Source organism: Olleya namhaensis, from assembly GCF_900114005.1.
Classification (GTDB): Bacteria; Bacteroidota; Bacteroidia; order Flavobacteriales; family Flavobacteriaceae; genus Olleya; species Olleya namhaensis.
The window spans coordinates 278,045-305,034 of sequence record NZ_FORM01000004.1 but is presented as its reverse complement, the minus strand read 5'-3'; the positions used below and the strand labels follow the sequence as shown (position 1 = coordinate 305,034).

The window sequence follows — 26,990 nt, the reverse complement described above, 5'->3', positions numbered from 1 at the left end:
CTGTCTCTTAAGATGTTATTTCCTTAAGCGGGTGCAAATATAATTCGCTTTTTTAAATCCCACAAGCTTTATTTAAAAAGATTTGAATCTTTTTTATATCACTGTCATTATAACTCTCTGAACGTTTCCTAATTGCTAAATAACCTGTTATAGTTACGTCGTTTTCGGGGTGCAAATATACAAGCCTTTTTGGTTCCCACAACCCTTTTAGTAATCTTTTTTTAATTTAAAGATAACATCTGTCTTTAATCCTTTGTGCTTAGCGTGTTACAATATTATATTTTTTATTTTTATTTTAGGATTGAATTACCTCAAGATTACAAATGTTGGCTGTATTGAAATCTGTTTGCTGATTTGCAACGCGTTAGGGATAGAACGGTCTGTTTGAGCTCTTTTTTTTTATATACCTTATAGTATTATGACTTTTGATTATTTTAAATACTACACTATATATAAGGTATATGATTTGCAAAAAAAAGCGAGTAGTGATAGCCCGACCCTTTGGGTAACGCCCTATTTGTTTTAATATGGCAGAATTTATTTAGTATTACTTAATACTTGTATTGCCAGTCTATTATTATCCTATTATATTTGTAGCCTAATTTGATATTGATGATAAAAATTACTTTACCTGATGGTAGTGTGAAATCTTTTGAAAAAGATTCTACACCTATGGATGTTGCTAAGAGTATTAGTGAAGGATTGGCTAGAAATATTATTTCGGCAAGTTTTAATGGTACAACGGTTGAAACTTCAACACAGTTGACAACCGACGGGTCTCTTATATTATATTCTTGGAAGAATGATGAAGGAAAGAAAGCGTTTTGGCATAGTTCTGCTCACGTTTTAGCTCAGGCTATCGAGGAGTTGTATCCGAAAAGCAAATTAACCATTGGTCCTGCGATTGATAATGGGTTTTATTATGATGTAGATTTTGGTGATGAAACGATTACTGATAAAGACTTTAAGACTATTGAAAATAAAATGTTAGAGATTGCTAGAGGTAAACATGAGTTTGCTATGCGATCTGTAACTAAAGCTGATGCTTTGTCTTTATATAAAGACAATGAATATAAAACTGAATTAATTGAAAATCTAGAAGATGGTACTATCACTTTTTGTGATCATGCTACTTTTACTGATTTATGTCGTGGTGGACATATCCCAAATACCGGGATTATTAAAGCCGTAAAAATATTATCTGTTGCTGGTGCTTACTGGAGAGGGGATGAAAATAAACCACAATTAACACGTGTGTATGGAACATCTTTCCCTAAACAAAAAGAATTAACTGAATATTTACATCTTTTAGAGGAGGCAAAAAAACGTGATCACAGAAAATTAGGTAAAGAGCTTGAGCTTTTTACATTTTCTCAGAAAGTTGGTGCTGGTTTACCGTTATGGTTACCAAAAGGAGCTGCTTTACGTGAGCGTTTAGAAGATTTTTTAAAGGCTGCACAGAAAAAGGCTGGTTATGAAATGGTTGTTACACCACATATTGGTCAAAAGGAACTTTATGTTACTTCTGGACATTATGAAAAATATGGTGCTGATAGCTTCCAACCTATTACTACACCAAAAGAAGGTGAAGAATTTTTACTAAAACCAATGAATTGCCCACATCACTGTGAGATATACAACAGTATGCAATGGTCTTATAAAGATTTACCAAAACGATTTGCTGAATTTGGTACAGTTTATAGATATGAACAAAGTGGAGAATTACATGGTTTAACAAGAGTTAGAGGTTTTACTCAAGATGATGCTCATATTTTTTGTACTCCGGATCAATTAGACCAAGAGTTTAAAAACGTTATTGATTTAGTATTATATGTATTTGGATCTTTAGGGTTTGAAAACTTTACTGCGCAAGTCTCTTTACGTGATCCAGAAAAGCCAGAAAAATATATTGGAAGTTTAGAAAATTGGGAGAAAGCGGAACAAGCAATTATAAATGCTGCCAAGGATAAAAACTTAAATTATGTTATAGAAACTGGCGAAGCTGCTTTTTACGGTCCTAAATTAGACTTTATGGTAAAGGATGCTTTAGGAAGACAATGGCAATTAGGAACTATTCAGGTTGACTATAATTTACCTGAACGTTTTGAATTATCTTATAAAGGTAGTGATAATGAATCGCACAGACCGGTAATGATACACCGTGCTCCTTTTGGAAGTATGGAACGTTTTATAGCCATTTTATTAGAACATACTGGTGGGAATTTTCCGCTTTGGTTAATGCCAAATCAAGTTTCTATATTAACTCTTAGTGAGAAATACGAGAAATACGGTCAAAATGTTTTAACTTTGCTAGAAAATCACGAGATTCGCGCACTTGTAGACAACAGAAGTGAGACCATTGGTAAGAAGATTAGAGAGGCTGAAATGAGTAAAACGCCTTATATGATTATCATTGGAGAGCAAGAAGAAGCGGAAAACATGATATCTGTCAGACAACATGGCGGTGAAGATTTAGGCACGATTAGTGTAGATACCTTTGCAGAGATTGTTAAAACAGAGATTAATAAGACAAAAAGACAATTTTAAAATTAAGTTTAACTAAAATATATAAGTCATAGCAATACGTAGAAAAAGATCAAGAGGTCCGGCAAGAATCATTAAGGAAGATCAGCACAACATTAACGGTAAGATTAGAGCAGAAAAAGTGCGTCTAGTTGGAGAGAATGTTGAAGTAGGAATCTATACCACTAAAGAGGCAAGAGAATTTGCGAGAGAGCAAGAACTTGACTTGGTAGAAATTTCGCCAAAAGCAGTTCCACCTGTATGTAAAATAATGGATTACAAGAAGTTTCTTTATGAACAGAAGAAGCGGGAAAAAGCATTAAAATCCAAGGCTACTAAAGTTGTAATTAAAGAAATTCGGTTTGGACCACAAACAGATGATCATGATTACGAGTTTAAAAAGAAACACGCCGAAAAATTCTTAAAAGAAGGTGCAAAGCTAAAAGCATTTGTTTTCTTTAAGGGACGATCGATTGTGTTTAAAGAGCAAGGACAAATATTATTATTACGTTTAGCCCAAGATTTGGAAGAAATTGGTAAAGTAGAACAGATGCCAAGACTTGAAGGGAAACGTATGACAATGTTTATTGCTCCAAAGAAGTAGATTTTAAAAGTCTAACTATATAGATTATCAAGATGCTAAACATGTTTAGCACTAAAAATATTATAAGCGAAATAATTAAAACTAGGAAACAAAATGCCTAAAATGAAAACAAAATCTAGTGCTAAAAAGCGTTTCAAGCTTACAGGTACTGGTAAAATTAAAAGAAAGCACGCTTTTAAGAGTCACATCTTAACAAAGAAGTCTAAAAAGCGTAAGCTTAAGTTAACTCATGACGGTTTAGTACATAAAGCGGATGAGAACAACATTAAAGTAATGATGCGTTTAAAGTAACATTACCTTAATTGGTTACAAATTATTATTTATAAACCCTGGAGTTAGGCCAATACAAAGTGTTATTAATTAACCGCCTACTACAAAATACATTAAAATTATGCCTAGATCAGTAAATTCTGTTGCCAAAAGAGCCAGAAGAAAAAAGGTGCTTAAACAAGCAAAAGGTTACTTTGGACGTCGTAAAAACGTTTGGACAGTAGCAAAAAACGCGGTTGACAAAGCTATGCAATATGCATACAGAGACCGTAGAAATAAAAAGAGAACTTTCCGTGCATTATGGATCACGCGTATTAACGCTGGAGCTAGATTACATGGAATGACTTACTCACAATTTATGGGGAAAGTAAAAGCTAACAATATCGAATTAAACCGTAAGGTTTTAGCTGATTTAGCGATGAACAATCCAGATGCTTTTGAAGCAATTGTGAACAAAGTAAAATAAAAGGCATTTTGCCAATTGTATAACAATACTTCGCTTATAACATAGAAAATCCGATTCTTAATTGAATCGGATTTTTTTATGCCTTTTAATTATAACTTAACTTTAATAATTGTCTTTTACCAATCGTAATCTTTAATTTTACAACAAATAGAATGCTATCTTATGATTTTAAACCAAGTAAAATTAATCGTATCTGACTTAGATGGTACTTTATTAAACTCAAACCACGAAGTCAGTGCTGAGTTTTTTGAATTGTACAAAGTATTAAAAGAAAAAAACATACTTTTTGTTGCTGCTAGTGGACGTCCATACTATAGTATGATTGACAAATTGGCAACTATAAAAGATGATATTATTATAGTCTCTGAGAATGGTGGATTAGCGGTAGAAAATAATAAGTTGATACTTTCGAATACATTTAATCCAAATAACTTAAATAGTATTGCCAAGTTGGTAACGACATTACATGATGCACATCCAGTGTTTTGCACAAAAGACAAAGCGTATGTTATTAGTAAATCTAAAAAACTGATGTCGCTTTTAAGTGAATACTACTCCAATTACGATGTAATAGATAGCTTAGATGATATTAAGGAACCTGTTTATAAAATAGCACTGTATCATGAGGAAAGCTCTGAAAAACACATTTATCCAGCTGTAAAGCATCTTGAAAGTGATTTTAAAGTAAAAGTATCTGCAAATCATTGGGTGGATATTTCGGAAAACATCGCTAATAAAGGTTATGCTATAAAGCATATACAAGAACTTTATAATATAAGTGAAGCAGAAACTATGGTTTTTGGCGATTATAATAATGATATAGAAATGCTGAAATTAGCGCATTTTAGCTATGCAATGGAAAATGCGCATCCTAATGTAAAAAATATTGCTAATTATAGCACTAAAACTAATGATGACAATGGTGTAGAACACATTATCAAACAATTAATAGCTAGTCTAAAATAAACTTACCTATTGATAGAAAACAGCTTCACCTCCTGCTCTTTTCCTTTTAGAGCTATATTTCCTATAGATTCCAACTTATACTTATGCAATTTTAGTTTTTGCAGCAGTATTTCTGAAATAAGTAAGGTTTGATTATAGGTATTACATTCTCCTTGTATTCTTGCTGATGTATTAATAACATCACCATGATATGCAATCTCCTTTTTAATCGAACCTACTTCTGTTACAATTAACTTTCCGCCATGCAATCCTGCTTTAAATTTAGGGAGTAAACCGAATTTTTTGATGTAAGATTTTTGCTTTTTAAGCAATCTATCTTGAAATTTATAGAATAACTCAACACAGTTATTATCTTTTATTCCTTTATCAAAAGACCAACTAATTACTGCCTCGTCTCCAACATATTGATATATCTCTGCGTCAAAATTAGGCAGTACATGATTTAGATCGTAAAAACACTCTTGAATTAACTCACTGTACTTAAAATGCCCTAATTGTTCTGCAATAGTTGTTGACGCTTGAAGATCTAGAAACATAAAAATGCGCCTTTCCTCTCTTGGTTTTTTATATTTACCGATAAGTTGATTGAAAAACACACCTCTTCCAAAGTTTTCTTTTGCTAATTTAAAGAAAGAAAATATTAATGAACAGATTACAAAATAACCAACCACTAACCAAAACACCTTATTTTCTATCCACCATCCTGACTCGTTAGGTAGATTTCTATCAATCTGAACTTCTATTAAGTGAACAATAAAGTTTGTTGACAACACCAACATTAGTAGATAAATAAATGACTTCTGCAATAAAACTAAACCTGTAGCTAGTTTGTCTAAATGTAATTTTTGAAAGAGAAACTCTACAATTGCATATACAAACCCCACTACAATTCCTGCATAGAGTCCAAACTCTAACCAATAAATGAACGGTACAACATCCGCATCTAATTCTTGAAGTCCTTTTCCTGTTTGAAATGCCTTTCCTCCTTCTGTGCCCACTTGGTAATAGCGTACTGTAATAAAGAGACAAAAGGAAAACGACCAAAATATAATGGTTGCAATTAATAGCCTTACAAATGGAAATACAATGTTTTTCAAATTGTAGAGTGGATTATTCAGAAATCTCTTCTAAAGCTAATTGAAACTCTGACCAACTTATTAAACCATCGCCATCTTTATCATATCCTTCAATAAGTTTTGAAGACACTATACCTCGAATAAATCCACTAATTTCTGCTTCTTGTAATAAGTTTTTAATTTCGGACTTAGATAATTGTTTATCACCATCGTTATCAAAAAACGAAAAAGCTTTTTGAGGAGAATCAAAATGATTAGTAATTAGAATTTCTATTTTTTTTAGGATTTGATCTTTTGTTGACATAATACTTTTAGATTGAATGAATACTGATTTATAATTTAAACCTAACGATTGTCCTGATGCGTTAAGGATGGAAAGGTTTGTTTGAGCACCTCGCAGAGTGCGAGCCTTGAGAGCCTGACCCTTGTGGTAACGCCCAAATATTAAGTTTTCTGTTTTTTCTTTTTTGCTGCAGGGAATAACACATTATTGAGTATTAATCTGTAACCTGGAGATGTTGGATGCAATTCCAATTCGGTTTTAGGATCACCAACTTGGTGTGTATAGTCTTCTGGGTCGTGACCACCATAAAATGTAAAAAAGCCTTTTCCTTTTATACCATGAATGTATTTAGCCTCTCCATTTGTTTTATTTTCTCCCATGACTAATACGTTTGACTTTATTTGGTCTCTAGTAAACGAGGTTGTTTGTCCCATAAACCCTTTAACCAATGCCGTATGATTTTGACATAACATACTAGGAATTGGATCCCATTTAGCAGAGAAATCCATTAACGAAAAATAGTCCGTTTGTTTAGGTATTTTACGTTTCATGGTCATATCAATACTTGAAAACTCATAGACTAGCGCACTACGCTCTAATGTATAATCTTTAAAAGCGAACGTTTTAGAGAAGTCTAATTTGGATTGGTAGTTAGCGTCACTGGCATCTCCATCAAACATGGGCTCGCATATATCTATTCCTGCTGCGGATAATGCGATATCAAAACTTTCGGTTGCACTGCACATGGCAAACATAAACCCTCCACCAACAACATAATCTCTAATTTTTAGTGCTACGTCACGTTTTTCTTCTGATACTTTAGAATATCCAAGTTTTGTGGCTAAAGCTTCCGCTTCCTTTTTTTCTTGGATGTACCAAGCTGCTTGACGGTATCTAGCATAAAACTTACCAAACTGTCCTGTAAAATCTTCGTGGTGTAAATGCAACCAATCGTATAATAATAACTCGTCTTTTAAAACGCCTTCGTCATAGATTGTTTCGTATGGAATTTCGGCATAACTTAATACCATAGTAACTGCATCATCCCAAGGTAATTTTCCTTGTGGTGTATAGACTGCAATTTTTGGTGCTTTTTCTAAGACTACTGCTTCCATGTTTTTACTTGGACTAGCAATATCTTCTAGAATTTGTTGTGTTTTAGAATCTGATATAATCTCAAAACTGACACCTCTAATTTGGCATTCTCGCTGAATTTCTGCACTATCTGGCAACAAAAAAGCACCACCTCTATAGTTAAGTAGCCACTTAACTTTTACATTTTTTTCTAGCGTCCAATAAGTTATACCATAAGCTTTTAAATGATTTTTCTGAGTATCCGCATCCATAGGAATAAGGATGTACGACGCAAACAATTGGTTTGCAAATAGAAACAGAAATAGAAATATTGCTATTTTTTTCATTTAAAAAGATGGTTTTATAAATTGAAAGATACTTAAAAAACCGACTTCAAAAAAAGAGATTAGTATTAAATTAACTAGGAGACCCAGAAAGCAGATCTGAGATGATCTTTGTTCTTGGAAATTGCTCTAAAATAATTTTTAAAAACACTGTAATTGGTATTGCCATAATTAACCCAGGAATACCCCAAATAAAGCCCCAAAACATTAACATAACCAAGACTGCTATAATGTTTATAGAAAAAGATTTACCCATAAATACAGGTTCTAAAATACTTCCATATAATACTTGTGTACCTGCAATTGATAGCACAAAAAACAGAAGTTTACTAGACGTTTCTAACTCCACAAATGCAAAAAGAGACAATAGTATTACTGTTATAAAAGAACCTACCATTTGAACAAAATTGATTAAGAATGCGAATAAACCCCAAAAGATAGGGAAACTAACATCAAAAAAGTAACATGCTAACCCTGTAAAAACACCTGTCAGGAAGCTTACTAAAAACTTAACTTTAATGAATTTAATTAAGTCCTTTTCTATCTTCATAAAGGTTTTGATAGAGGTATGTTTCTTTTTTAAAATGGTCTTATTAATTAACTGCTCTACATTTATAGATTCCGCCAACCAAAGCACAACAAAGAACGTCGTCATTAATAACGCTGTCAAAAATTTAGTAATAAAACTAATGGTTGGTGATAGATTACTTAATAGTGCGTCTTTATTTAAAAGTCTAGTTAATGATCTACTACCTTCTACTTTGTCCACTCCAAAGAAAGCTTCTGTATTATCAATTAAAAGATTGATTTTGTCTTCTGCCTTATGAAAAAATTGAGAATCTGAAGCGATAATTTCTTTACTTGATAATTTAACTAGCTCAACTCCTAACTTAACACCTAATGCAATCACTAAAAGCACTATTAAAACACTAATTGCTTTTGGAAGCTTACGCTTGCGTAAAAAACGCATCAATGGTAAAAATAGTAATGCTATAAACATTGAAAATACCAATGGTACAAATATAAAAGACAACACTTTTAATAGATAAAATATAATTGGTATTACAATTATTAAAAGTAGGTAATTAGTAGTTTTGATTTTATCCATCAAAGTAATAGTTAATTTATATTAAAAAGGTACATCATTATCTTCTTCCGGTGCACCAAAAGCATCGTTAGCAGAAGGGAAATTATCTGGAGCAAATGTATTGTCATTTGCGGCAGCATTCATTTTACTATGAAACTCTTGACCAAAAGGTGTATCAAAATCATCCAAGTTATCAAACTTACCTAAATGTCCGATAAATTTAAGTCTAATACTTTCTAAACCACCATTACGGTGTTTTGCTACAATAAACTCACCTTGACCTTCTGTAGGAGAACGCTCTTCATCATCCCACTCGTCAATTTTATAATATTCCGGTCTGTAAATAAAACTTACAATATCGGCATCTTGCTCAATTGCACCAGATTCACGTAAATCGGAAAGTAAAGGACGTTTACTTCCTCCACGTGTTTCCACAGCACGCGATAATTGTGAAAGTGCAATTACAGGTAAACTTAATTCTTTAGCTAATGCTTTTAAGTTACGCGAAATAGTTGATATTTCTTGTTCACGGTTACCACCTGAACCAGCAGCTGTCATTAACTGTAAATAATCAATCATGATCATTCTAATACCATGTTGTGAAGCTAGACGACGCGCTTTTGCACGTAAATCGAAAATAGAAAGCGAAGGTGTGTCATCAATAAATAGTGGTGCCTTCTCCAAAGCTTTTACTTTTACGTTAAGCTGTTCCCACTCGTGTTTTTCTAATTTTCCTGTTCTTAGTTTTTCTGAAGACAATCCAGTTTCACTAGAAATTAAACGTGTAATTAATTGTACTGATGCCATCTCTAGAGAGAAAAAGGCAACTGGTATATTTGAATTTACGGCAACATTTCTTGCCATTGTCAAAGTAAAGGCGGTTTTACCCATACCTGGACGTGCTGCGATAATAATTAAATCACTTTCTTGCCATCCAGAAGTAAGTTTATCTAGTTTATTAAAACCAGAAGGCACTCCACTCATCCCCTCTTTTTTGGAGATTTCTTCAATTTTCTTTTTGGCTTGTATTACAAGATCTTGTGCTGTTTCACTTGATTTTTTAATGTTTCCTTGCGTTACTTCGTAAAGTCGAGATTCTGCTTTATCTAATAAATCAAAAACATCCTGCGTCTCGTCATAAGCTTCTTCAATAATCTCTGAAGAAATCTTAATTAAACTACGCTGAATAAATTTCTGTAAAATAATTCGTGCATGAAACTCAATATGGGCAGAAGACGATACTTTTTGCGTTAAGGAAATCAAGTAAAAATCTCCACCAGCTAAATCTAATTTCGAATTTGTCTTTAATTGCGTCGAAACTGTTAATAAGTCAATAGGTTGACTTTCCTGGAACAACATAAAGATAGCTTCGAAGATGTGTTGATGTGCTTCTTTATAGAAGGCATCAGCACTTAAAATATCAATTACTTCATCCACACCCTTTTTATCAATCATCATAGCACCAAGTACTACCTCCTCTAAATCTAAAGCTTGAGGTGGAATCTTCCCTTTTTCAAGGTTAATTATGGTGCTTCTATCAACTTGATAGCCTTTTACTTGATTGGGTTGCTTCATTGATTTGTTCTAATTTTAAGTTAAAAAACTTAATGATTTTTTGGTTAAATATTGATTAATAAGTAGTTCAAAACCACCTAATTTAAGACTTAGCGAAAGTAAATAAATTGTTAAGAACAATTGAATTACAAAGTTACTCAATCTTAACAGGTCATCAACATTTATAGTGTTAATAAGTCTGATTTTTTGTTAATAAGCATAAAAAAAACCTGAAGCCTAAACTTCAGATTTATGTTAGCAAATGGTTTTATAAGGTTTAACCCTTAAAAACTCCCATGTCACAATATTTTTCGATACGCTTATTTACTAAATCCTTTGGTGATAAGTTTTTAAACTCATCATAAGCAGAAACGATTGCTTCAGATACCGTTTTGAAAGTTGTTTCTCTATCAGAATGAGCACCTCCCAGAGGTTCTTTAATGATTTCGTCAACAATTTTCATTTTTTTCATATCTGTAGGCGTTAACTTTAACGCTTCAGCAGCTAACTCTTTATATTCCCAACTTCTCCATAATATAGAAGAACAAGATTCTGGCGAAATAACAGAATACCATGTGTTTTCTAACATCATGATCTTATCTCCTACTCCAATACCTAAAGCACCTCCTGAAGCACCTTCACCAATTACTATGGTAATAATAGGTACTTTTAAACGTGTCATTTCTAAAATGTTTCTGGCAATAGCTTCACCTTGTCCACGTTCTTCAGCTTCTAAACCAGGATAAGCACCTGGCGTATCTAATAAAGTTACAACCGGAATTCCGAATTTCTCAGCAGATTTCATTAGTCGTAATGCTTTACGATACCCTTCAGGGTTAGCCATACCAAAATTACGGTATTGTCTAGTTTTTGTATTGTACCCTTTTTGTTGACCAATAAACATAAAGCTTTGATCTCCAATTTTACCTAAACCACCAATCATAGCCTTGTCATCCTTAAAACTTCTGTCTCCATGAAGCTCTAAAAAAGACTCTCCACAAAGCGATTTAATATAATCTAAGGTATAAGGTCTATCTGGGTGACGTGACATTTGTACACGTTGCCATGGGGTAAGGTTTTTGTATATTTCTTTTTTTGTTGCTACAAGCTTTTTTTCAATTTGCTTGCAAGTCTGTGTCACATCTACATCACTCTCTTCTCCAATAATTTGACACTTTCCTAGTTGCTCTTCTAGTTCTTTAATCGGTAATTCAAATTCTAAATATTCCATAGGGAATGATAGTTTTGTTTATTTGTTAGCTAGCAAAATTACATATTTTTTATTTCAAATTTTAAGAATTTGATTAAAATACGTGCTTTTTTACGTTAAATTTTGATAATCAATTAGTTTCTTTAATCTTGTTTTTTTTGAAGTTCTTCCAGTTTTTAAGAATACCATTACTTAAAACAACACCTAAAATAATAAAAGCACCTATATAAAACGAAGACGACATTGTCTCTGACTCTGGAAATAAAATTAAGGCTAAACCAATTCCATAAATAGGTTCTAAATTATAAGTCAATACAACTGTATATGGACTAATAAAGCGCATAACATGTACGGATGCGATAAAGGCATATGCTGTACATACTGAAGCTAAAACAAATAACCAAAACCAATCTGATAATGAAACATTAAAATGATTTGCATTAAATCCATCCCCAAACATCGCGATATATAATGTGATAAAAAACACACCACTAATAAACTCGTAAAAAGAGATTTTGGTCGCTGAATGCTCTTCCAAGAATTTACCATTTAGCACCGCAAATAATGATGATAAAAAAGCAGAAATAACACCTAAAATCATACCTTCAATATATCTGAATTCGCTTCTAACAATTAGATAAATACCTAGAACCACAATAAGACCAAAAACAATCTCGTAGGTAATAATTTTTCGTTTATAAATAATGGGCTCTATAAATGATGCAAAAAAAGCACCTGTAGAAAACATGGCTAATGCTATAGAAGCATTAGATACTTGAATAGAACCAAAAAATGTAATCCAATGCAACGCTATTATAATTCCGGCAATAGCTAATTTAAAAAACGCTTTTCTGCTAATTGAAATATTAATCTTAGCTATTTTGATATAGATAAACATCAAAACAGTAGCTATAAGCATTCTATACCAAACTAAACTTACCGCATTTAAGGTTATTAACTTTCCAATAATAGCGGTAAAGCCAGCAATAAATACTAGTAAATGTAAGTGTAAATAATTTTTAAGCTTATCGTTTTGCATTTCGCAGTAATATTATGGCTAGAATTCCGAAAATAATATTTGGAAACCATACTGCTAGTAATGGCGAAAAATTTGATTGAGACGCTAGTGTACCGAAAATTTTATCGAAAAAGACAAATATCATAGCTATACAGATACCAAATGCTAAATTAACTCCCATACCTCCTCTTCGTTTTCTTGAAGATACAGCTACAGCAATAATAGTTAGGATAAAGACTGATACTGGTAAGCTCCATTTTTGATATTTAGCTAATTTGTACCTCCCTATAAATTTTGATCCACGTTTTTCTTCTCTATCAATAAAATTAACAAGCTCATTATAACGTAGTGTTTCTGCAATATAATCTTCTGGTGTTAAATCTTCTAAATCGAAGCTAAAAATGGTATCTTTTCTTCTTTGTGTATCCAAAATATCGTTGTTTTCTCCAATTATTCTTTTAGAATAATTGGTCAACCGAAAAACAGAATCTTTATCCTTAAATCTAATATTAGAGGCACTTATCTTATACTCCATTTTATTATTTTCAAAATGTTCTAAAGTAAAGTTAACACCTGTTTTATTTTTAGTATCAAAGCTAGTAACATAAATAATATCATTGTCATTAATCTGCTTCAGGACATTGTTACTATTAGTTGTTTTCTTGCCAGAGAGGTATTTATACTTAAAATTATTAAATCCTTTACTTGCGTTTGGCGCTAAATACAAACCTAAAACTATAGAGATAATAGCAACAATGACTGCGCCAATTAAATAAGGCCTTAAAAATCGTGAGAAAGAAACACCTGAACTTAAAAAAGCAACAATTTCTGTATTATTAGCTAATTTTGAGGTAAACCAAATAACCGATAGAAATAAAAATAAAGGAAATAGTAAATGAGCAAAATATATGGTAAAGTCTAACAGGTACTGCATGACTTCGCCGAAAGGCACATTGTTTTCTAATATTTTTCCAATTTTCTCAGCCAAATGTACTGTTATACCAATAGGTATAAACAACAATAGCATAACTGCAAAAGTTAGTAAATAACGTTTTAATATGTACCAATCTAATATTTTCACTTACAGACGATTATTCATTTGTTTAACCATTTTATCTTTCCATGCTTTAAAGTCTCCTGCAATAATATGCTTTCTAGCTTCCCTAGTTAGCCATAAATAAAACCCTAAATTATGGATGGTTGCTATTTGTTTTCCTAATAACTCATTCACGTTAAACAAGTGACGTAAATATGCTTTACTGTATTCTGTATCTACAAATGTAATTCCCATTTCATCTATTGGCGAAAAATCTTCACGCCATTTTAGATTTTTAATATTTATTGATCCGTACGCTGTAAATAACATCCCATTTCTAGCATTACGTGTTGGCATAACACAATCAAACATATCAACTCCTAGAGCAATATTTTCTAATATATTTATAGGCGTTCCAACTCCCATTAAATAACGTGGTTTATCCCAAGGTAATATATCCGTAACAACCTCTGTCATCGCATACATTTCTTCAGCTGGCTCTCCCACAGATAATCCTCCAATAGCATTACCTTCTGCTCCAACACCTGCTATATACTCTGCAGATTGTTTACGCAAATCCTTATAAGTGCTTCCTTGTACAATTGGGAAAAACGATTGTGAATAATCGTATTTAAACGGTGTTTTTTCTAAATGTGTGATACAACGCTCTAACCAACGATGCGTCATATGCATAGATCGTCTTGCGTAATTATAGTCACATGGATAAGGTGTGCATTCGTCAAACGCCATAATAATGTCAGCTCCAATACTACGTTGGATTTCCATAACATTTTCAGGAGTAAACATATGGTAGCTTCCGTCAATATGAGACTTAAACTTAACACCTTCCTCTTTTATTTTATTATTTCCTGATAAAGAGTACACTTGGTACCCACCTGAATCCGTCAAGATATTCCTATCCCAATTCATAAATTTATGCAAACCACCCGCCTTTTCTAAAACATCTATTTGAGGTTTCAAATACAAGTGATAAGTATTTCCTAAAATAATATCAGGATTAATATCATTTTTTAATTCTCTTTGGTGCACACCTTTTACAGAACCAACAGTACCTACAGGCATAAAAATAGGTGTTTCTATTACACCATGATCCGTAGTCATTACTCCTGCTCTTGCGTTACTTTGTGTGTCTTTTGCTTTTAAATCGAAAGTCATTATATCTCTTAAATCTTCAGCTAACAAATATATATAAGAAAAACACAAAGGGTCCTAAATAGTTGCTAAAATTGTTTGTGAATACTCTAATTAACCGTAATTGTTAAGAAATCGGTACATTTCGTTAATAAGTGTCATCAATAATCTTGGTAAAGGCATATTAAAAAACTAATTTTGAAACAAAATAATTAACCCATACAACATGGCAAGCACACAACAATTAGAAGATTTAACTACTCAAGTACGTAGAGATATTTTACGTATGGTACACAAAGTAAATTCTGGACACCCAGGAGGTTCATTAGGTTGCGCAGAATTTCTGGTAGCACTTTATCAAGACATAATGGACAGAAAAGAAGGTTTTGATATGGACGGTATTGGAGAGGATCTATTTTTCCTATCTAATGGTCATATTTCTCCTGTCTTTTATAGTGTATTAGCAAGAAGTGGTTATTTCCCTGTAGAAGAATTAAATACTTTTAGATTAATAAATACAAGATTACAAGGACATCCAACAACTCACGAAGGACTACCTGGTATTAGAATTGCTTCAGGATCTTTAGGTCAAGGTTTAAGTGTTGCTTTAGGTGCTGCCCAAGCTAAAAAATTAAATGGTGATAAACATTTAGTGTACAGTTTACATGGTGATGGAGAAATGCAAGAAGGTCAAAACTGGGAAGCAATTATGTATGCTTCTGGAAAAAAAGTAGATAACATTATTGCAACTATTGATTTAAATGGTCAGCAAATTGACGGGTCTACAGATACTGTTTTACCAATGGGAAGTTTCAGAGCTAAATTTGAAGCTTTTGGATGGACTGTTTTAGACATTGAAGCTGGTAACAATATTGATGCTATATTAAAAGGTATGGCAGAAGCAAAAAGCTTAACAGGAAAAGGAAAACCAGTATGTGTATTACTAAAAACAGTAATGGGTAATGGTGTAGATTTTATGATGCATACACATGCTTGGCATGGAAAAGCACCTAATGATGAGCAACTAGCTATTGGATTAGAGCAAAACCCTGAAACGTTAGGCGATTATTAATCAACTTGAATTAAGACAAAATGAAAACATATACAAATACAGGAAGTAAAGATACAAGATCAGGTTTTGGAGACGGATTGACAGAATTAGGTAGAACAAACCCTAATGTTGTAGCACTTTGCGCAGATTTAATTGGTTCTTTAAAAATGAATCAGTTTATAGAAGAAAATCCAGAACGTTTTTTTCAAATTGGAATTGCTGAAGCAAACATGATGGGGATTGCAGCGGGTTTAACTATTGGAGGAAAAATTCCTTTTACAGGTACATTTGCTAACTTTTCTACTGGTCGTGTATACGATCAAATAAGACAAAGTATTGCTTATTCTGATAAAAACGTAAAAATCTGTGCCTCTCACGCCGGATTAACTTTAGGTGAAGATGGTGCAACACACCAAATCCTTGAAGATATTGGACTAATGAAAATGCTTCCAGGAATGACTGTAATTAACACTTGTGATTACAACCAGACCAAAGCTGCCACAATAGCTATTGCAGACCATGATGGTCCTGTCTACTTGCGTTTTGGACGTCCAAAAGTAGCTAACTTTACACCTGCTGATCAAAAGTTTGAAATCGGGAAAGCATTACATTTGCAAGATGGTAAAGATGTAACTATCGTTGCGACTGGACACTTAGTTTGGGAAGCATTAGAAGCTGCTAAGGTTTTAAACGAAAAAGGTATTTCTGCAGAGGTTATAAATATCCACACTATAAAGCCATTAGATGCTAATGCTATTATTGAGTCTGTTAAGAAAACAAAATGTGTTGTTACTGCAGAAGAACACAATAAGTTAGGTGGTTTAGGCGAAAGTGTTTCTAGAATACTATCTCAAAATCAACCAACACCTCAAGAGTTTGTTGCTACAGATGATACATTTGGAGAGTCAGGTACACCTGCTCAATTAATGGAAAAATACGGTTTAAATGCTGAAGCTATCGTAAAGGCTTGCGAAAAAGTTGTAAAAAGAAAATAGATCTAAAATATAGACTAAAAAAAAGGCGTTTAAAACAATTTGTTTTAAACGCCTTTTTGCTTTCTTGACAAAGACATTACAACTTATCTAAAATATTTTGGCACAATTTTCGTTATAAATGGTGTTCATCAAAAAAACTACAATTATGAAAAATTTAATTTTAACATCAATTGCAACGCTATTAGTTTCTACATGTATCTATGCTCAAACCGAAAGTGGTTTTGGGATTAAAGGAGGTTTAAACTATAATGGTAATGGAGATTATTTTGAATCCGCAACAAACAGCTACCAAAACCCAGACCGTAACTTAGGGTACCATATTGGCGTTTTTGCAAAAGTAGGTACCAAAGTCTATTTTAGACCTGAATTAGTTTACACAGCTACTAAAAGTGATTATATCGCAGGAGAATTTGATTTAAAAAAATTAGATGTTCCGCTATTAATTGGTCTTAAAGTATTAGGTCCTTTGCATGTTTTTGCTGGCCCATCATTACAATATATTATAGATAGTGATTTTGAAAATGCCACGATAAACTCTATACAAGATGATTTTTCTGTAGGTCTAAATTTTGGAATCGGTGTTAGTTTTAATAAAATAGGAATTGACCTTAGATACGAAAGAGGATTTAGTGATAATGAAGCTACATTAATAAATAACAACATCTCATTAGTAAATAACGATAGATTAGACACAAGACCAGACCAATTAATCCTTAGTTTATCTGTAATGCTATAATTTTAATTAAACAACAAAAAAAAGAGCCACTTTAAAAGTGGCTCTTTTTTTATTAAATAATTTAATTACTAATTATCGTAATTAATTGAAATCGTGTCTTCCAAATAATCTGCTATCCCATTGTTATCAGAGTCCATCAATGTAATTGTTTTAATAGTAATTACACCTGAAATTTGACTTCGAGTAGTCTCATATTCATTATCCGCATAAACCGGCTCTACATCTCCATTATTAGTATCAATAACATAAACATTTTCGATAATTTCGTCTATAGTCGAAACACCATCGTTATCATCGTCACTATCTACAAAATTGGAAAAACTATCTCCATCTGTATCTTCATCATCTCCAGCACCATCAGCATCTAAATCTTCTAAATAAGAAGGTATACCATCTCCATCATAATCTGTATTAATTCTTGTAAGAACACCAAATTTAAAAATTAAAGGGTAATAACTAGGTATTGTAGTTGTACTAGATGAGAAATAAGCAATACCTGAAGGTATAAATGCTGCTCCTATACCAAAATTATGATTTGTAGTTGTACCATCACCATTTTCACTATAACCATCTCTAGTTTTAAATTCTATTAAAGCTTCTCTAAAACCAGTAATAACTCCAAAAGAAGTTCCTGCACTAGTTAAATCAAAAGGACTATTAACTACATCTGCACCGTCAAAAACAGTTCCATCAAGCAGTATACCCTCATAAGTTACACCTACTGCATCCAATGGATGAACAACATTACCTAAACCTTCTCTAATATTAAGAAAGTATAATGTGTGATCTATATCATTTTCAGTAACTATTTTACTACTTAATTCAGGTCTATCTATTAATGCTATTGCATCTAAATTTCCATTAGTAGCACTAATGGTATCAAAGATAATTTCAAAATTATCATTTGCTAAAGTATAAGGATTAGCAAAGTCATAGTCACTATAGTTGTATGTGTGAGTCGTTAAATATTCTTCAATTTCTGTAATATTCTCATCGTATACTTCTTGTCTATCTCTTTCAACAAAAGTTGTAGTCGTATCATCATCAGAATTACAAGCTGTAATTAACATTAGCATAGATATAACACCAAAAGTAATTTTTCTTAATTTCATTATTGCTATTTTTGAAGTTGCAAGATACATTTTAATATAATTTTGTACAATAACGTTAACGTCAATTTTAGATAATTTATATGCGAGTAGACAAATATTTGTGGTGTGTTAGGTATTTTAAAACTAGAAACATAGCTACAACTGCCTGTAAAAAAGGACATATTAAGGTAAATGATACTGTAGCAAAGCCAAGCAGAGATGTTTACCCTACAGATACTATTGTGTTAAGAAAAGACCAAGTCAATTACACTTTAACCGTTTTAGACATACCTCCTAACCGTGTTGGTGCTAAGCTAGTTGACATATATCGCGTTGATAAAACACCAAAATCTGCTTTTGAAGCACAAGAAATGCTTAAATTAGCTAAAGATTATTACAGAAAAAAAGGGGTTGGTCGACCAACAAAGAAAGATAGAAGAGATTTGGATGATCTAGCATTAGAAAATGAACAATAATATGGAATTACCAAAAAACATAATTTTAGACGCGACAGCTATTAATAATAAGTTAAGACGAATAGCTTATCAAATTTATGAGGCTAATACCACCGAAACAGAAGTTGTTTTAGCAGGTATAGATGTTAATGGTTATATTTTAGCAAAAAAATTAAAAACCATACTTTCAAAAATATCTCCAATTAAGCCGGTACTATGCAAAATAGAGATAGATAAAAAAGACCCAAGAAAACCAATTAAGACATCTGTAAAGCCTCAAGACTATCAAGACAAGTCTGTGGTTTTGATTGATGATGTTTTAAATTCTGGAACTACTTTAATATATAGTGTCAAGCACTTTTTGGATGTCCCTTTAAAACAATTTAAAACAGCTGTACTTGTTAACCGTAATCATAAAAAATTCCCTGTAAAGGCAGACTACAAAGGAATTTCTTTATCAACTTCTTTGCATGAGCACGTACAAGTAGATTTAGATGGTAAAGATTGGATAGCCTATTTAAACTAGTTTTTCCATTAAATTACTTAGAGTGTCCTCTTCAGAATCTACTGAGTTCACAACAATATTAGCCTGATTATAAAAGAAAGAACGTTCAAATATATGTTTAGCAATAAAGTCCTTTAATGCTTCCTTAGTATCTAAATGGGCTATTAAAGGCCTACTGCTATCTTTATGTAATCTATTAGTTAACACATCTAAACTGGCCTTTAGGTAAATTGTTGTGAGGTTATCTAACTTATTTAACCAACTCATGGTATCATAAAAACAAGGTGTACCACCTCCTAAGGAAATAATTGTTTTATCAAGATTATTAGTCAATTCCTTTAAATAGGTTTGTTCTAATTTTCTAAAATGAATCTCTCCTTTTAATTTAAAAATCTCAGAAACAGATAAATTTTCTTTTTCTTCTATATAATTATCTAAATCAACAAAATCAAAATTCAGCAATTCTGCTGCTTTTTTACCAATTGTTGATTTCCCAGACGCCATATATCCAATTAAAATTAAGTTCATTTTTGTTGTTATATATTGATTATTAAATTCATACATAAATGCTAGGCAAAAAAACAAAAAAAAAAATGAAAATAGCCTTGTATTTTTGATAAAAGCTTATATATTTGCACCCCGTTACGGAAAAGACCAGTTAGCTCAGTTGGTAGAGCATCTCCCTTTTAAGGAGAGGGTCCTGGGTTCGAGCCCCAGACTGGTCACAACATTAAAAGTCAAGTATTTGGTTGCCTTTTTCTTATAGTACATACAAATACAAGACCAGTTAGCTCAGTTGGTAGAGCATCTCCCTTTTAAGGAGAGGGTCCTGGGTTCGAGCCCCAGACTGGTCACTAAAAAAGTTAAGCATACTGCTTAGCTTTTTTTTTTATCTTTTTTTAAAATTGCGCACGTGGCGGAATTGGTAGACGCGTTAGCTTGAGGGGCTAATGGTTATTATAATCGTGGAAGTTCGAGTCTTCTCGTGCGCACATTTCCAAATTTATATTTTATTGTTAATTATTTCAAAATGTTTGATCATTTATGGTTAAAACTCATTTTGTTTAACTAATTTAGCTAAATAATGAACAATATCAAATCAAAATTCAGCATAAAAGATCTTGAGAATCTCTCAGGCATTAAGGCTCACACCATTAGAATATGGGAGAAGCGCTATAACTTATTTGAACCTAATAGGACAGATACTAATATTAGATATTATAGCTTAGCTAGCTTACAAAAAATATTAAATATTAGTTATTTAAATAGTAACGGCTATAAAATATCAAAAATAGCAAATCTAAAATCTGAAGAAGTACCCCTATTAGTTAAAGAAATTGCGGAACAAAGTGATGAAAATGTTCACGCCATTAACCTATTCAAGCTTGCTATGATCAATTTTGATCAAGCGTTATTCTATCAAACCTATAATGACTTGATGGATGAATTTTCTTTTAAAGATATTTTCTATACCATATTTGTACCGTTATTAGATAAAATAGGTTTACTATGGCAAACAGATACCATAACACCAGCGCACGAGCATTTTATAGTTGAATTAATCAAGCAGAAAATTTTAATCAACACAGACAATGCTTTAAGTGGCTTTAAGCATTCAGACAGCGACAAAACTTATGTTTTATTTCTTCCTGACAACGAAGTACATGAATTAGGTCTATTATATACTAATTACGAAATCATAAACCAAGGTGCACACGCCATATATCTAGGTCAAAGTGTCCCTATTGAAAGTTTACAGTATCTATTATCTCAATTTGAGAATATAACATTTGTATCTTGTTTTACCGTTAAGCCAGATAAAGAACATATCTTAAAGTATATTGCTGAATTTGATAAAAACATCTTAAGTAAAAGCAACAGCAACTTAGTAATATCTGGTCGTATGACTGCTTACTTACAAGACATAACAAACCCTAAAATAGCCGCTTTTAAAACCACAAAAGAGGTCTTAGAAAGTTTATAATTAATATAAATTAATGAGTAAAAACATCGCAATTATAGGCTCCGGATTTTCTGCACTTTCAGCTTCTTGTTATTTAGCGCAAGCTGGACACACTGTTTCTATTTTTGAAAAAAACGATACTATTGGTGGTCGTTGCAGACAATTTAAAAAAGACGGTTTCACCTTTGATATTGGTCCAAGTTGGTATTGGATGCCAGATATATTCAACAAGTTTTTTGCCGAGTTTGGAAAAAAAACATCTGATTACTACCAACTAGATAAATTATCTCCGGCTTACAAAATATTTTTTAAGGATGACAATATAACCATCGGTGATACTTTAGATAAAATATGTTCTGAATTTGAACGTATAGAACCGGGTAGCTCTACTCCGCTTAGAAAGTTTATAAAAAAAGCTGGCGAAAACTATGATATTGCAATTAACAAAGTTGTTTTAAAACCAGGTATTTCTCCTTTAGAATTAATAACACCAGAAACAGCACTTCGTGTAGATCAGTTTTTTAAAACTATAAGCAGAGAGGTTCGTAAAAACTTTAAAAATCCAAAATTAATTTCAACTTTAGAGTTTCCCGTATTATTTTTGGGTGCAAAACCTAGTAAGACCCCTTCATTTTATAATTTTATGAATTATGCCGACTTTGGTTTAGGTACATGGCACCCAAAAGGTGGAATGTATGAGATTATAAAGGCAATGCAATCGCTTGCAGAAAGTTTAGGAGTAGTCATTAAAACCAACAGTCCGATTACTAAAATTAACGTCGCTAATAAAAAAGCAACATCTATAGTCGTAAATAATCAAATATTAGATTTTGATGTTGTTTTAAGTGGTGCTGACTATCATCATTCAGAAACATTATTAGACAAAACACATAGACAATATTCAGAAAAATACTGGAGCAAGAAAACATTCGCCCCTTCTTCCCTATTGTTCTACATCGGATTTGATAAAAAACTGAACAACGTACAACATCACAATTTGTTTTTTGATACAAATTTTGAGGCGCATGCTGAAGAAATTTATGATAATCCACAATGGCCATCAGACCCTTTGTTTTATGCCAATTTCCCTTCGACAACAGACAGTAGCATGGCACCCAAAGGCTGCGAAACTGGTTTTTTCCTAATACCTATTGCTCCCGGAATTGAAGACACACCTGAAATTAGAGCACAATATTTAGACCTAATTTTAACTCGCTTTGAAAAATTAACAAAACAAGATGTAAAAAATAATATTATATTTAAAGAGTCCTTTTGTGTTAAGGACTTTATAAAAGATTATAACTCATATAAAGGAAATGCATACGGAATGGCTAACACCCTATTACAGACTGCATTTTTAAGACCAAAATTAAAAAGTAAAAAAGTCAATAATTTATATTTTACAGGACAACTAACTGTACCAGGCCCAGGCGTACCACCAGCACTTATTTCTGGTAAACTAGTCTCAGAATTAATTAACAAACACCACAATAATTAAAGATGAAATCATTATTTGACGCTGTTTCCTACGATTGTAGTAAAGTGGTAACCACCTCTTATAGTACTTCATTTTCGTTAGCAACAAAAATGTTGTCTCATACTATAAGACAAGATATTTATAATATATATGGTTTTGTTAGATTTGCTGACGAGATTGTAGATACATTTCATGACTATAACAAACAAGAATTATTTGACCGTTTTGAAAACGACTTAGAATTATCTTTAAAAGAAAAGATAAGTTTAAACCCTATTTTAAATGCCTTTCAACACACGTATCACAAATGCAATATAGATAAGCATATGGTAGACTCGTTTATGAAAAGTATGCGTTTAGACCTATCAAAAACTAAATACACCACAGATCAGGAATACAAAGACTATATTTACGGGTCTGCTGATGTCGTTGGCCTAATGTGCTTAAAAGTATTTGTTAAAGGTGATAACCAAAAATACGAATCGTTAAAAAACACAGCTATGTCTTTAGGCTCTGCCTTTCAGAAAGTAAACTTTTTACGAGATTTAAAAGCAGATCATGAATTATTAGACAGAACTTATTTTCCTAATACAGATTTAACTAACTTAACGGAAGAAGATAAATTGCTAATAATAAAAGATATCGAACATGATTTTGAAGAAGGTCTAAAAGGAATCAAACAATTACCAATCGAAGCTAAATTTGGTGTATTTATGGCGTACCGATATTACAACCAACTATTAAAAAAATTAAAGAACACACCAGCTTTAGAAATTAAAAACACACGTATTAGAGTGCCTAATTACAAAAAGGCAGAACTCCTAACACGTAGCTATGTTAAATACCAACTCAATTTATTATAATAATGCAAACAGTATATTGGATATTAGTTTTTTTAGGAACCTTTTCTACAATGGAATTTATGGCGTGGTTTACACATAAGTATGTCATGCATGGTTTTTTATGGAGCTTACACAAAGATCACCATCACAAAGATCATGACAGTTGGTTTGAGCGTAATGATGCCTTTTTTATATTTTATGCCATTGTTAGTATGACATGCTTTTACCTTTGGAGTTATGAAGGTGTTTGGTATTGCCTACCCATAGGTCTTGGTATTATGGCTTACGGCGCAGCATACTTTTTAGTGCACGATATATTTATACACCAACGTTTTAAGTTGTTTAGAAACGCAAATAATATTTACGCTAAAGGTGTTAGACGTGCGCACAAAATGCACCACAAGCATTTAGGGAAAGGTGATGGAGAATGCTTTGGGATGCTATTTGTTCCTTTTAAATATTTTAAAAAGTAATCTACAATTTAGATGCATAAACCCCATTATGATTACATAATAGTTGGTAATGGATTAGCCGGACTACAACTAGCTTTAGCATTAGTAAATGATGCATATTTTAGCGACAAACAAATTGCATTAATAGATCCTGATACTAAATCCGCCAATGACAAAACGTGGAGTTTTTGGGAAACAGAAGATAACTACTGGGGAGCATTGCCTTATAAAACTTGGCAAAAAGCTACTATTTATAGTTCAAAAAAGCAAATACATTTAAACCTCGCTCCTTATACCTACAAAAGTATACGCGCCTTAGATTTTTATAATTACGCTAAAGCGAATTTAAAACACAAGCCTAATATTCATTTTATAACAGATACGGTTACAAGCGTATCAGAAAAAGATTTGGTTACAGTAACAACCGAAACGAATAGCTATACTGCAAATCATGTTTTTGATAGTAGAGTCACACCTGAATTTTCAACTAAAATAAAAACACACACAACATTATTACAACATTTTAAAGGTTGGATTATAAAAACGGAACACCCAGTATTTGATGATACACGAATAACAATGATGGACTACCGTTTAAAAGACGGAAACCAAACTACGTTTATGTATGTGTTACCATTTTCTAAGACTGAAGCTTTAGTAGAATTTACTTATTTTACAGAAAACACAGTTGAAGAATCGACGTACGATAGTTATATCAAACAATACATTTCTGAGTTTTTAAAAATTGAAGACTACAGCATAACAGAAACCGAATCTGGAATTATACCAATGACCACCTTTCCGTTTAATGATTATAACACCACTAATATAACTAAAATAGGAACTGCTGGAGGTTGGGTAAAACCGTCTACAGGCTATTCATTTAAACATACTCAGAAAAAAGTAACTAAGGTTATTGCTAATTTAAAAACCAACCAATCCCCTTCTAAAAATCTATTTATATCAAAATATAAATTCTACGATAAAATATTTTTAAAGGTTTTAAAAGACGAAAATCATAAAGGTGAATGGATTTTTGAGCAATACTATAGTAAAAACGATATCAATACAATGTTTCGCTTTTTAGATGAAGAATCTACTTTTACAGAAGATCTAAAAATTATGTGGTCTTTATTCAGCTTTAGCTTTATAAAAGCCTTCTTTAAGACTCTAAAGTAATAATAACTTATCTATTGTAGCTTTTACCGTATCACTATTCCAATTAGCCGCACCATTTTTATCAATAACAATAGTTCCTTTTTGATCAATCAAAAATGTATGAGGAATGCTACTTACCTTAAATTGATTGATTATTGGAGCTTCTAAAGGTGTATAAACTTTAAAATTATATCCATTTTTAGTCATAAATGCTTTTATGGTTTCATTTTTTTCGTTGGATACAAATACAAATTCAATTTTATCGCTATAGGTTTCATATAGTTTTTGCATACTCGGTAATTCGGCTATACACGGCGGACACCAAGTTGCCCAAAAGCTTACCAGTACGATTTTGTTTTCCGCTTGACGGAAATTATACACGCTACCATTTAAGTCAACTAAATTCCAATTATAATTGTTTATCTGCTCTCGGTTTGACTGGGTTTGAATACTAGGCGAAAATAACGCCAATCCTTTATGGAGTTGTATTTGAATAAATTGTCTACTAGCAGGAATAATTAATAAGACTATAATTAGTCCAAAAACTATATTTTTAAATGTAACCTTAGGTATTTTCATAAGTATAAAAAAAAAAGAAGCACCTAACATAATTAGGTGCTTCAAATCTAACAAAAAACAATTATAAATTATCTGTTTACTGTCCCCATTAAAGATTGCACTGGTCCATCTCCCATAGTTATAGAAGTATGTACTGCTGCATCTGCTGCCACCATTTGTGCTAATGGTTTTAGTGTAAATGGTGCTGCACTGTTATCAGGACTTGGCTCTACAGACACTACTATTGTAGTTCCTCTTAGATCCGTTGGAAATGTAAATCCTGCTGGTGCATTTTGTAAGTAATCTTCTCCTGGATAACCAGGTCCATTTCCTGTGTCTCCTTTAAATACAGATGTTGCTGCATTATCATCCGCCATAGAAGCATCTGTAAATGTTCCTGTACTTATAGGTGTACCGTTTATAACTGCCCATCCTTCATACTTCCAACCATCAGAAAGTACTGGTAAATTTAACCCTGTTACTGCTGATCCAGAAGCGTTATCTAAAAACCAAACACCACTTTCTTCGTTTGTATCATCTGCATCCGTAGGTGTCGCTAAAATAAACGTCCCTGCTACTGTAGAAAAATCTGCAACTAAATTAGAATTTACACTTGCTGAAGTCCCTGAAAAATCTCCCGCTAATACTTTAGTTTCGGCTGGAGCCGGATCTGGATCCACTGTAGGCTCTATTGACAATACAAACGTTGTTGCTGCTGCTAATTGTGTACTTAATACTTGAAATGTTTGTGGAAAAGTGACATCACTAAATCGTCCTGTAGATACAGGTGCTCCATCCACTATTACCCATCCTTCATATACAAAATCATCTCCAAGCGCTTCTAGCCCTGTAAGATTTAATGTTAATCCTGATGTTTCAATTTGTGGTGTAGCATCATCATCATTACTACACGACACACTTAATAATCCCATAGCCATTACAGCTAAATACATTTTTCTAATCATAGTTTTAGTTTTAATTAATTAAACAATTTTCTTAAAATGGTCGTTACATCAACTAAATACTTACAAATTATCTGAAAAA

The 26,990-nt window shown here is 32.3% G+C and carries 28 protein-coding genes and 3 tRNA genes; 18 read left to right on the top strand and 13 right to left on the bottom strand.

All coding sequences use genetic code 11. From position 1 onward, the window contains the following. The first annotated feature begins 612 nt into the window (after nucleotides 1–612). From thrS to BMZ09_RS08580, 5 genes are all read left to right on the top strand, one after another. Entirely contained in the window at nucleotides 613–2,547 is a 1,935-nt protein-coding gene (gene thrS / locus BMZ09_RS08600; protein WP_090839499.1) for a threonine--tRNA ligase, read from the top strand. Between the two features lie 70 nt (nucleotides 2,548–2,617). Further along, nucleotides 2,618–3,127, top strand: a complete 510-nt coding sequence (infC, locus tag BMZ09_RS08595; RefSeq protein WP_262496857.1) for a translation initiation factor IF-3 — start codon at nucleotides 2,618–2,620, stop codon at nucleotides 3,125–3,127. Between the two features lie 93 nt (nucleotides 3,128–3,220). After that, nucleotides 3,221–3,418 carry a 50S ribosomal protein L35 gene (gene rpmI, locus BMZ09_RS08590; RefSeq protein WP_090839495.1) on the top strand — a complete coding sequence of 66 codons (198 nt, stop codon included), beginning with the start codon at nucleotides 3,221–3,223 and terminating at the stop codon, nucleotides 3,416–3,418. Nucleotides 3,419–3,518: 100 nt separating this feature from the next. Further along, nucleotides 3,519–3,863 (top strand): 50S ribosomal protein L20, encoded by a 345-nt coding sequence (gene rplT, locus BMZ09_RS08585; protein ID WP_090839493.1) that lies wholly within the window; start codon nucleotides 3,519–3,521, stop codon nucleotides 3,861–3,863. Nucleotides 3,864–4,025: 162 nt separating this feature from the next. Next, on the top strand, nucleotides 4,026–4,829 hold the full coding sequence (locus BMZ09_RS08580; RefSeq protein WP_090839491.1) for an HAD family hydrolase: 804 nt from the start codon (nucleotides 4,026–4,028) through the stop codon (nucleotides 4,827–4,829). Nucleotides 4,830–4,831: 2 nt separating this feature from the next. Here the strand turns inward: BMZ09_RS08580 and BMZ09_RS08575 are convergent, their stop codons facing one another. From BMZ09_RS08575 to tgt, 9 genes are all read right to left on the bottom strand, one after another. After that, complete coding sequence (locus tag BMZ09_RS08575) at nucleotides 4,832–5,926, bottom strand: adenylate/guanylate cyclase domain-containing protein (protein ID WP_090839489.1); 1,095 nt, start codon at nucleotides 5,924–5,926, stop codon at nucleotides 4,832–4,834. Between the two features lie 13 nt (nucleotides 5,927–5,939). Next, nucleotides 5,940–6,209: an EF-hand domain-containing protein gene (locus tag BMZ09_RS08570; protein ID WP_090839487.1), complete on the bottom strand. Its 270-nt coding sequence runs from the start codon at nucleotides 6,207–6,209 to the stop codon at nucleotides 5,940–5,942. Between the two features lie 140 nt (nucleotides 6,210–6,349). Continuing rightward, nucleotides 6,350–7,534 (bottom strand): asparagine synthetase B, encoded by a 1,185-nt coding sequence (locus BMZ09_RS08565; RefSeq protein ID WP_090839483.1) that lies wholly within the window; start codon nucleotides 7,532–7,534, stop codon nucleotides 6,350–6,352. 145 nt (nucleotides 7,535–7,679) lie between these two features. After that, nucleotides 7,680–8,714: an AI-2E family transporter gene (locus BMZ09_RS08560; RefSeq protein ID WP_090839481.1), complete on the bottom strand. Its 1,035-nt coding sequence runs from the start codon at nucleotides 8,712–8,714 to the stop codon at nucleotides 7,680–7,682. Nucleotides 8,715–8,735: 21 nt separating this feature from the next. After that, nucleotides 8,736–10,268, bottom strand: a complete 1,533-nt coding sequence (gene dnaB / locus BMZ09_RS08555) for a replicative DNA helicase (protein ID WP_090839479.1) — start codon at nucleotides 10,266–10,268, stop codon at nucleotides 8,736–8,738. Nucleotides 10,269–10,524: 256 nt separating this feature from the next. Beyond that, nucleotides 10,525–11,478, bottom strand: a complete 954-nt coding sequence (locus tag BMZ09_RS08550) for an acetyl-CoA carboxylase carboxyltransferase subunit alpha (RefSeq protein ID WP_090839478.1) — start codon at nucleotides 11,476–11,478, stop codon at nucleotides 10,525–10,527. 109 nt (nucleotides 11,479–11,587) lie between these two features. Continuing rightward, nucleotides 11,588–12,496 carry a DMT family transporter gene (locus BMZ09_RS08545; RefSeq protein WP_090839476.1) on the bottom strand — a complete coding sequence of 303 codons (909 nt, stop codon included), beginning with the start codon at nucleotides 12,494–12,496 and terminating at the stop codon, nucleotides 11,588–11,590. Beyond that, nucleotides 12,483–13,556, bottom strand: a complete 1,074-nt coding sequence (locus tag BMZ09_RS08540; RefSeq protein WP_090839474.1) for an LptF/LptG family permease — start codon at nucleotides 13,554–13,556, stop codon at nucleotides 12,483–12,485. Before BMZ09_RS08540 ends, BMZ09_RS08545 begins: the two co-directional genes overlap by 14 nt. Then, nucleotides 13,557–14,687 carry a tRNA guanosine(34) transglycosylase Tgt gene (gene tgt, locus BMZ09_RS08535; RefSeq protein WP_090839530.1) on the bottom strand — a complete coding sequence of 377 codons (1,131 nt, stop codon included), beginning with the start codon at nucleotides 14,685–14,687 and terminating at the stop codon, nucleotides 13,557–13,559. Nucleotides 14,688–14,889: 202 nt separating this feature from the next. On the opposite strand from tgt, the gene BMZ09_RS08530 reads away from it, so the two are divergent. The 3 genes from BMZ09_RS08530 to BMZ09_RS08520 all read left to right on the top strand — a co-directional run bounded on the left by BMZ09_RS08530 (nucleotide 14,890) and on the right by BMZ09_RS08520 (nucleotide 17,445). After that, complete coding sequence (locus BMZ09_RS08530; protein ID WP_090839472.1) at nucleotides 14,890–15,735, top strand: transketolase; 846 nt, start codon at nucleotides 14,890–14,892, stop codon at nucleotides 15,733–15,735. A 20-nt stretch (nucleotides 15,736–15,755) separates the two neighbouring features. Next, on the top strand, nucleotides 15,756–16,709 hold the full coding sequence (locus tag BMZ09_RS08525; protein WP_090839470.1) for a transketolase family protein: 954 nt from the start codon (nucleotides 15,756–15,758) through the stop codon (nucleotides 16,707–16,709). A gap of 145 nt (nucleotides 16,710–16,854) precedes the next feature. Beyond that, nucleotides 16,855–17,445 carry a porin family protein gene (locus BMZ09_RS08520; RefSeq protein WP_090839468.1) on the top strand — a complete coding sequence of 197 codons (591 nt, stop codon included), beginning with the start codon at nucleotides 16,855–16,857 and terminating at the stop codon, nucleotides 17,443–17,445. A gap of 68 nt (nucleotides 17,446–17,513) precedes the next feature. Here BMZ09_RS08520 and BMZ09_RS08515 read toward each other — a convergent pair whose 3' ends face one another. Further along, the gene (locus tag BMZ09_RS08515) at nucleotides 17,514–18,557 is read right to left on the bottom strand and encodes an FKBP-type peptidyl-prolyl cis-trans isomerase (protein WP_090839466.1); all 1,044 of its coding nucleotides are present in this window, start codon (nucleotides 18,555–18,557) and stop codon (nucleotides 17,514–17,516) included. 80 nt (nucleotides 18,558–18,637) lie between these two features. Here BMZ09_RS08515 and BMZ09_RS08510 point away from each other — a divergent pair, with 80 nt between their 5' ends. Beyond that, on the top strand, nucleotides 18,638–19,012 hold the full coding sequence (locus tag BMZ09_RS08510; RefSeq protein ID WP_090839464.1) for an RNA-binding S4 domain-containing protein: 375 nt from the start codon (nucleotides 18,638–18,640) through the stop codon (nucleotides 19,010–19,012). Nucleotide 19,013: 1 nt separating this feature from the next. Beyond that, nucleotides 19,014–19,517: a phosphoribosyltransferase family protein gene (locus tag BMZ09_RS08505; protein WP_090839528.1), complete on the top strand. Its 504-nt coding sequence runs from the start codon at nucleotides 19,014–19,016 to the stop codon at nucleotides 19,515–19,517. Here BMZ09_RS08505 and BMZ09_RS08500 read toward each other — a convergent pair. Beyond that, a complete protein-coding gene (locus tag BMZ09_RS08500; protein WP_090839526.1) occupies nucleotides 19,509–20,024 on the bottom strand; it encodes a shikimate kinase in 516 nt (171 codons plus the stop codon). The genes BMZ09_RS08505 and BMZ09_RS08500 overlap by 9 nt on opposite strands. A 124-nt stretch (nucleotides 20,025–20,148) precedes the next feature. On the opposite strand from BMZ09_RS08500, the gene BMZ09_RS08495 reads away from it, so the two are divergent. The 8 genes from BMZ09_RS08495 to BMZ09_RS08460 all read left to right on the top strand — a co-directional run bounded on the left by BMZ09_RS08495 (nucleotide 20,149) and on the right by BMZ09_RS08460 (nucleotide 25,409). After that, nucleotides 20,149–20,221 (top strand) — tRNA-Lys (locus BMZ09_RS08495). A gap of 56 nt (nucleotides 20,222–20,277) precedes the next feature. Further along, nucleotides 20,278–20,350 (top strand) — tRNA-Lys (locus BMZ09_RS08490). A 53-nt stretch (nucleotides 20,351–20,403) separates the two neighbouring features. Beyond that, nucleotides 20,404–20,488: transfer RNA gene (locus BMZ09_RS08485), tRNA-Leu, on the top strand. A 92-nt stretch (nucleotides 20,489–20,580) separates the two neighbouring features. Next, nucleotides 20,581–21,480, top strand: coding sequence for a MerR family transcriptional regulator (locus BMZ09_RS08480; RefSeq protein ID WP_090839461.1), 900 nt, complete (start codon nucleotides 20,581–20,583; stop codon nucleotides 21,478–21,480). Nucleotides 21,481–21,493: 13 nt separating this feature from the next. Next, the gene (locus BMZ09_RS08475) at nucleotides 21,494–22,957 is read left to right on the top strand and encodes a phytoene desaturase family protein (protein WP_090839459.1); all 1,464 of its coding nucleotides are present in this window, start codon (nucleotides 21,494–21,496) and stop codon (nucleotides 22,955–22,957) included. A 2-nt stretch (nucleotides 22,958–22,959) separates the two neighbouring features. Further along, nucleotides 22,960–23,799, top strand: a complete 840-nt coding sequence (locus tag BMZ09_RS08470; RefSeq protein WP_090839457.1) for a phytoene/squalene synthase family protein — start codon at nucleotides 22,960–22,962, stop codon at nucleotides 23,797–23,799. Nucleotides 23,800–23,801: 2 nt separating this feature from the next. Continuing rightward, the gene (locus BMZ09_RS08465; RefSeq protein ID WP_090839456.1) at nucleotides 23,802–24,251 is read left to right on the top strand and encodes a sterol desaturase family protein; all 450 of its coding nucleotides are present in this window, start codon (nucleotides 23,802–23,804) and stop codon (nucleotides 24,249–24,251) included. A 12-nt stretch (nucleotides 24,252–24,263) separates the two neighbouring features. Then, nucleotides 24,264–25,409 carry a lycopene cyclase family protein gene (locus tag BMZ09_RS08460; RefSeq protein ID WP_090839454.1) on the top strand — a complete coding sequence of 382 codons (1,146 nt, stop codon included), beginning with the start codon at nucleotides 24,264–24,266 and terminating at the stop codon, nucleotides 25,407–25,409. Here BMZ09_RS08460 and BMZ09_RS08455 read toward each other — a convergent pair. Both BMZ09_RS08455 and BMZ09_RS08450 read right to left on the bottom strand, forming a co-directional pair. Then, nucleotides 25,401–25,967 (bottom strand): TlpA family protein disulfide reductase, encoded by a 567-nt coding sequence (locus BMZ09_RS08455; protein ID WP_090839524.1) that lies wholly within the window; start codon nucleotides 25,965–25,967, stop codon nucleotides 25,401–25,403. The genes BMZ09_RS08460 and BMZ09_RS08455 overlap by 9 nt on opposite strands. Before the next feature lie 68 nt (nucleotides 25,968–26,035). Further along, a complete protein-coding gene (locus BMZ09_RS08450) occupies nucleotides 26,036–26,911 on the bottom strand; it encodes an anti-sigma factor (protein ID WP_090839452.1) in 876 nt (291 codons plus the stop codon). Nucleotides 26,912–26,990 lie beyond the last annotated feature (79 nt).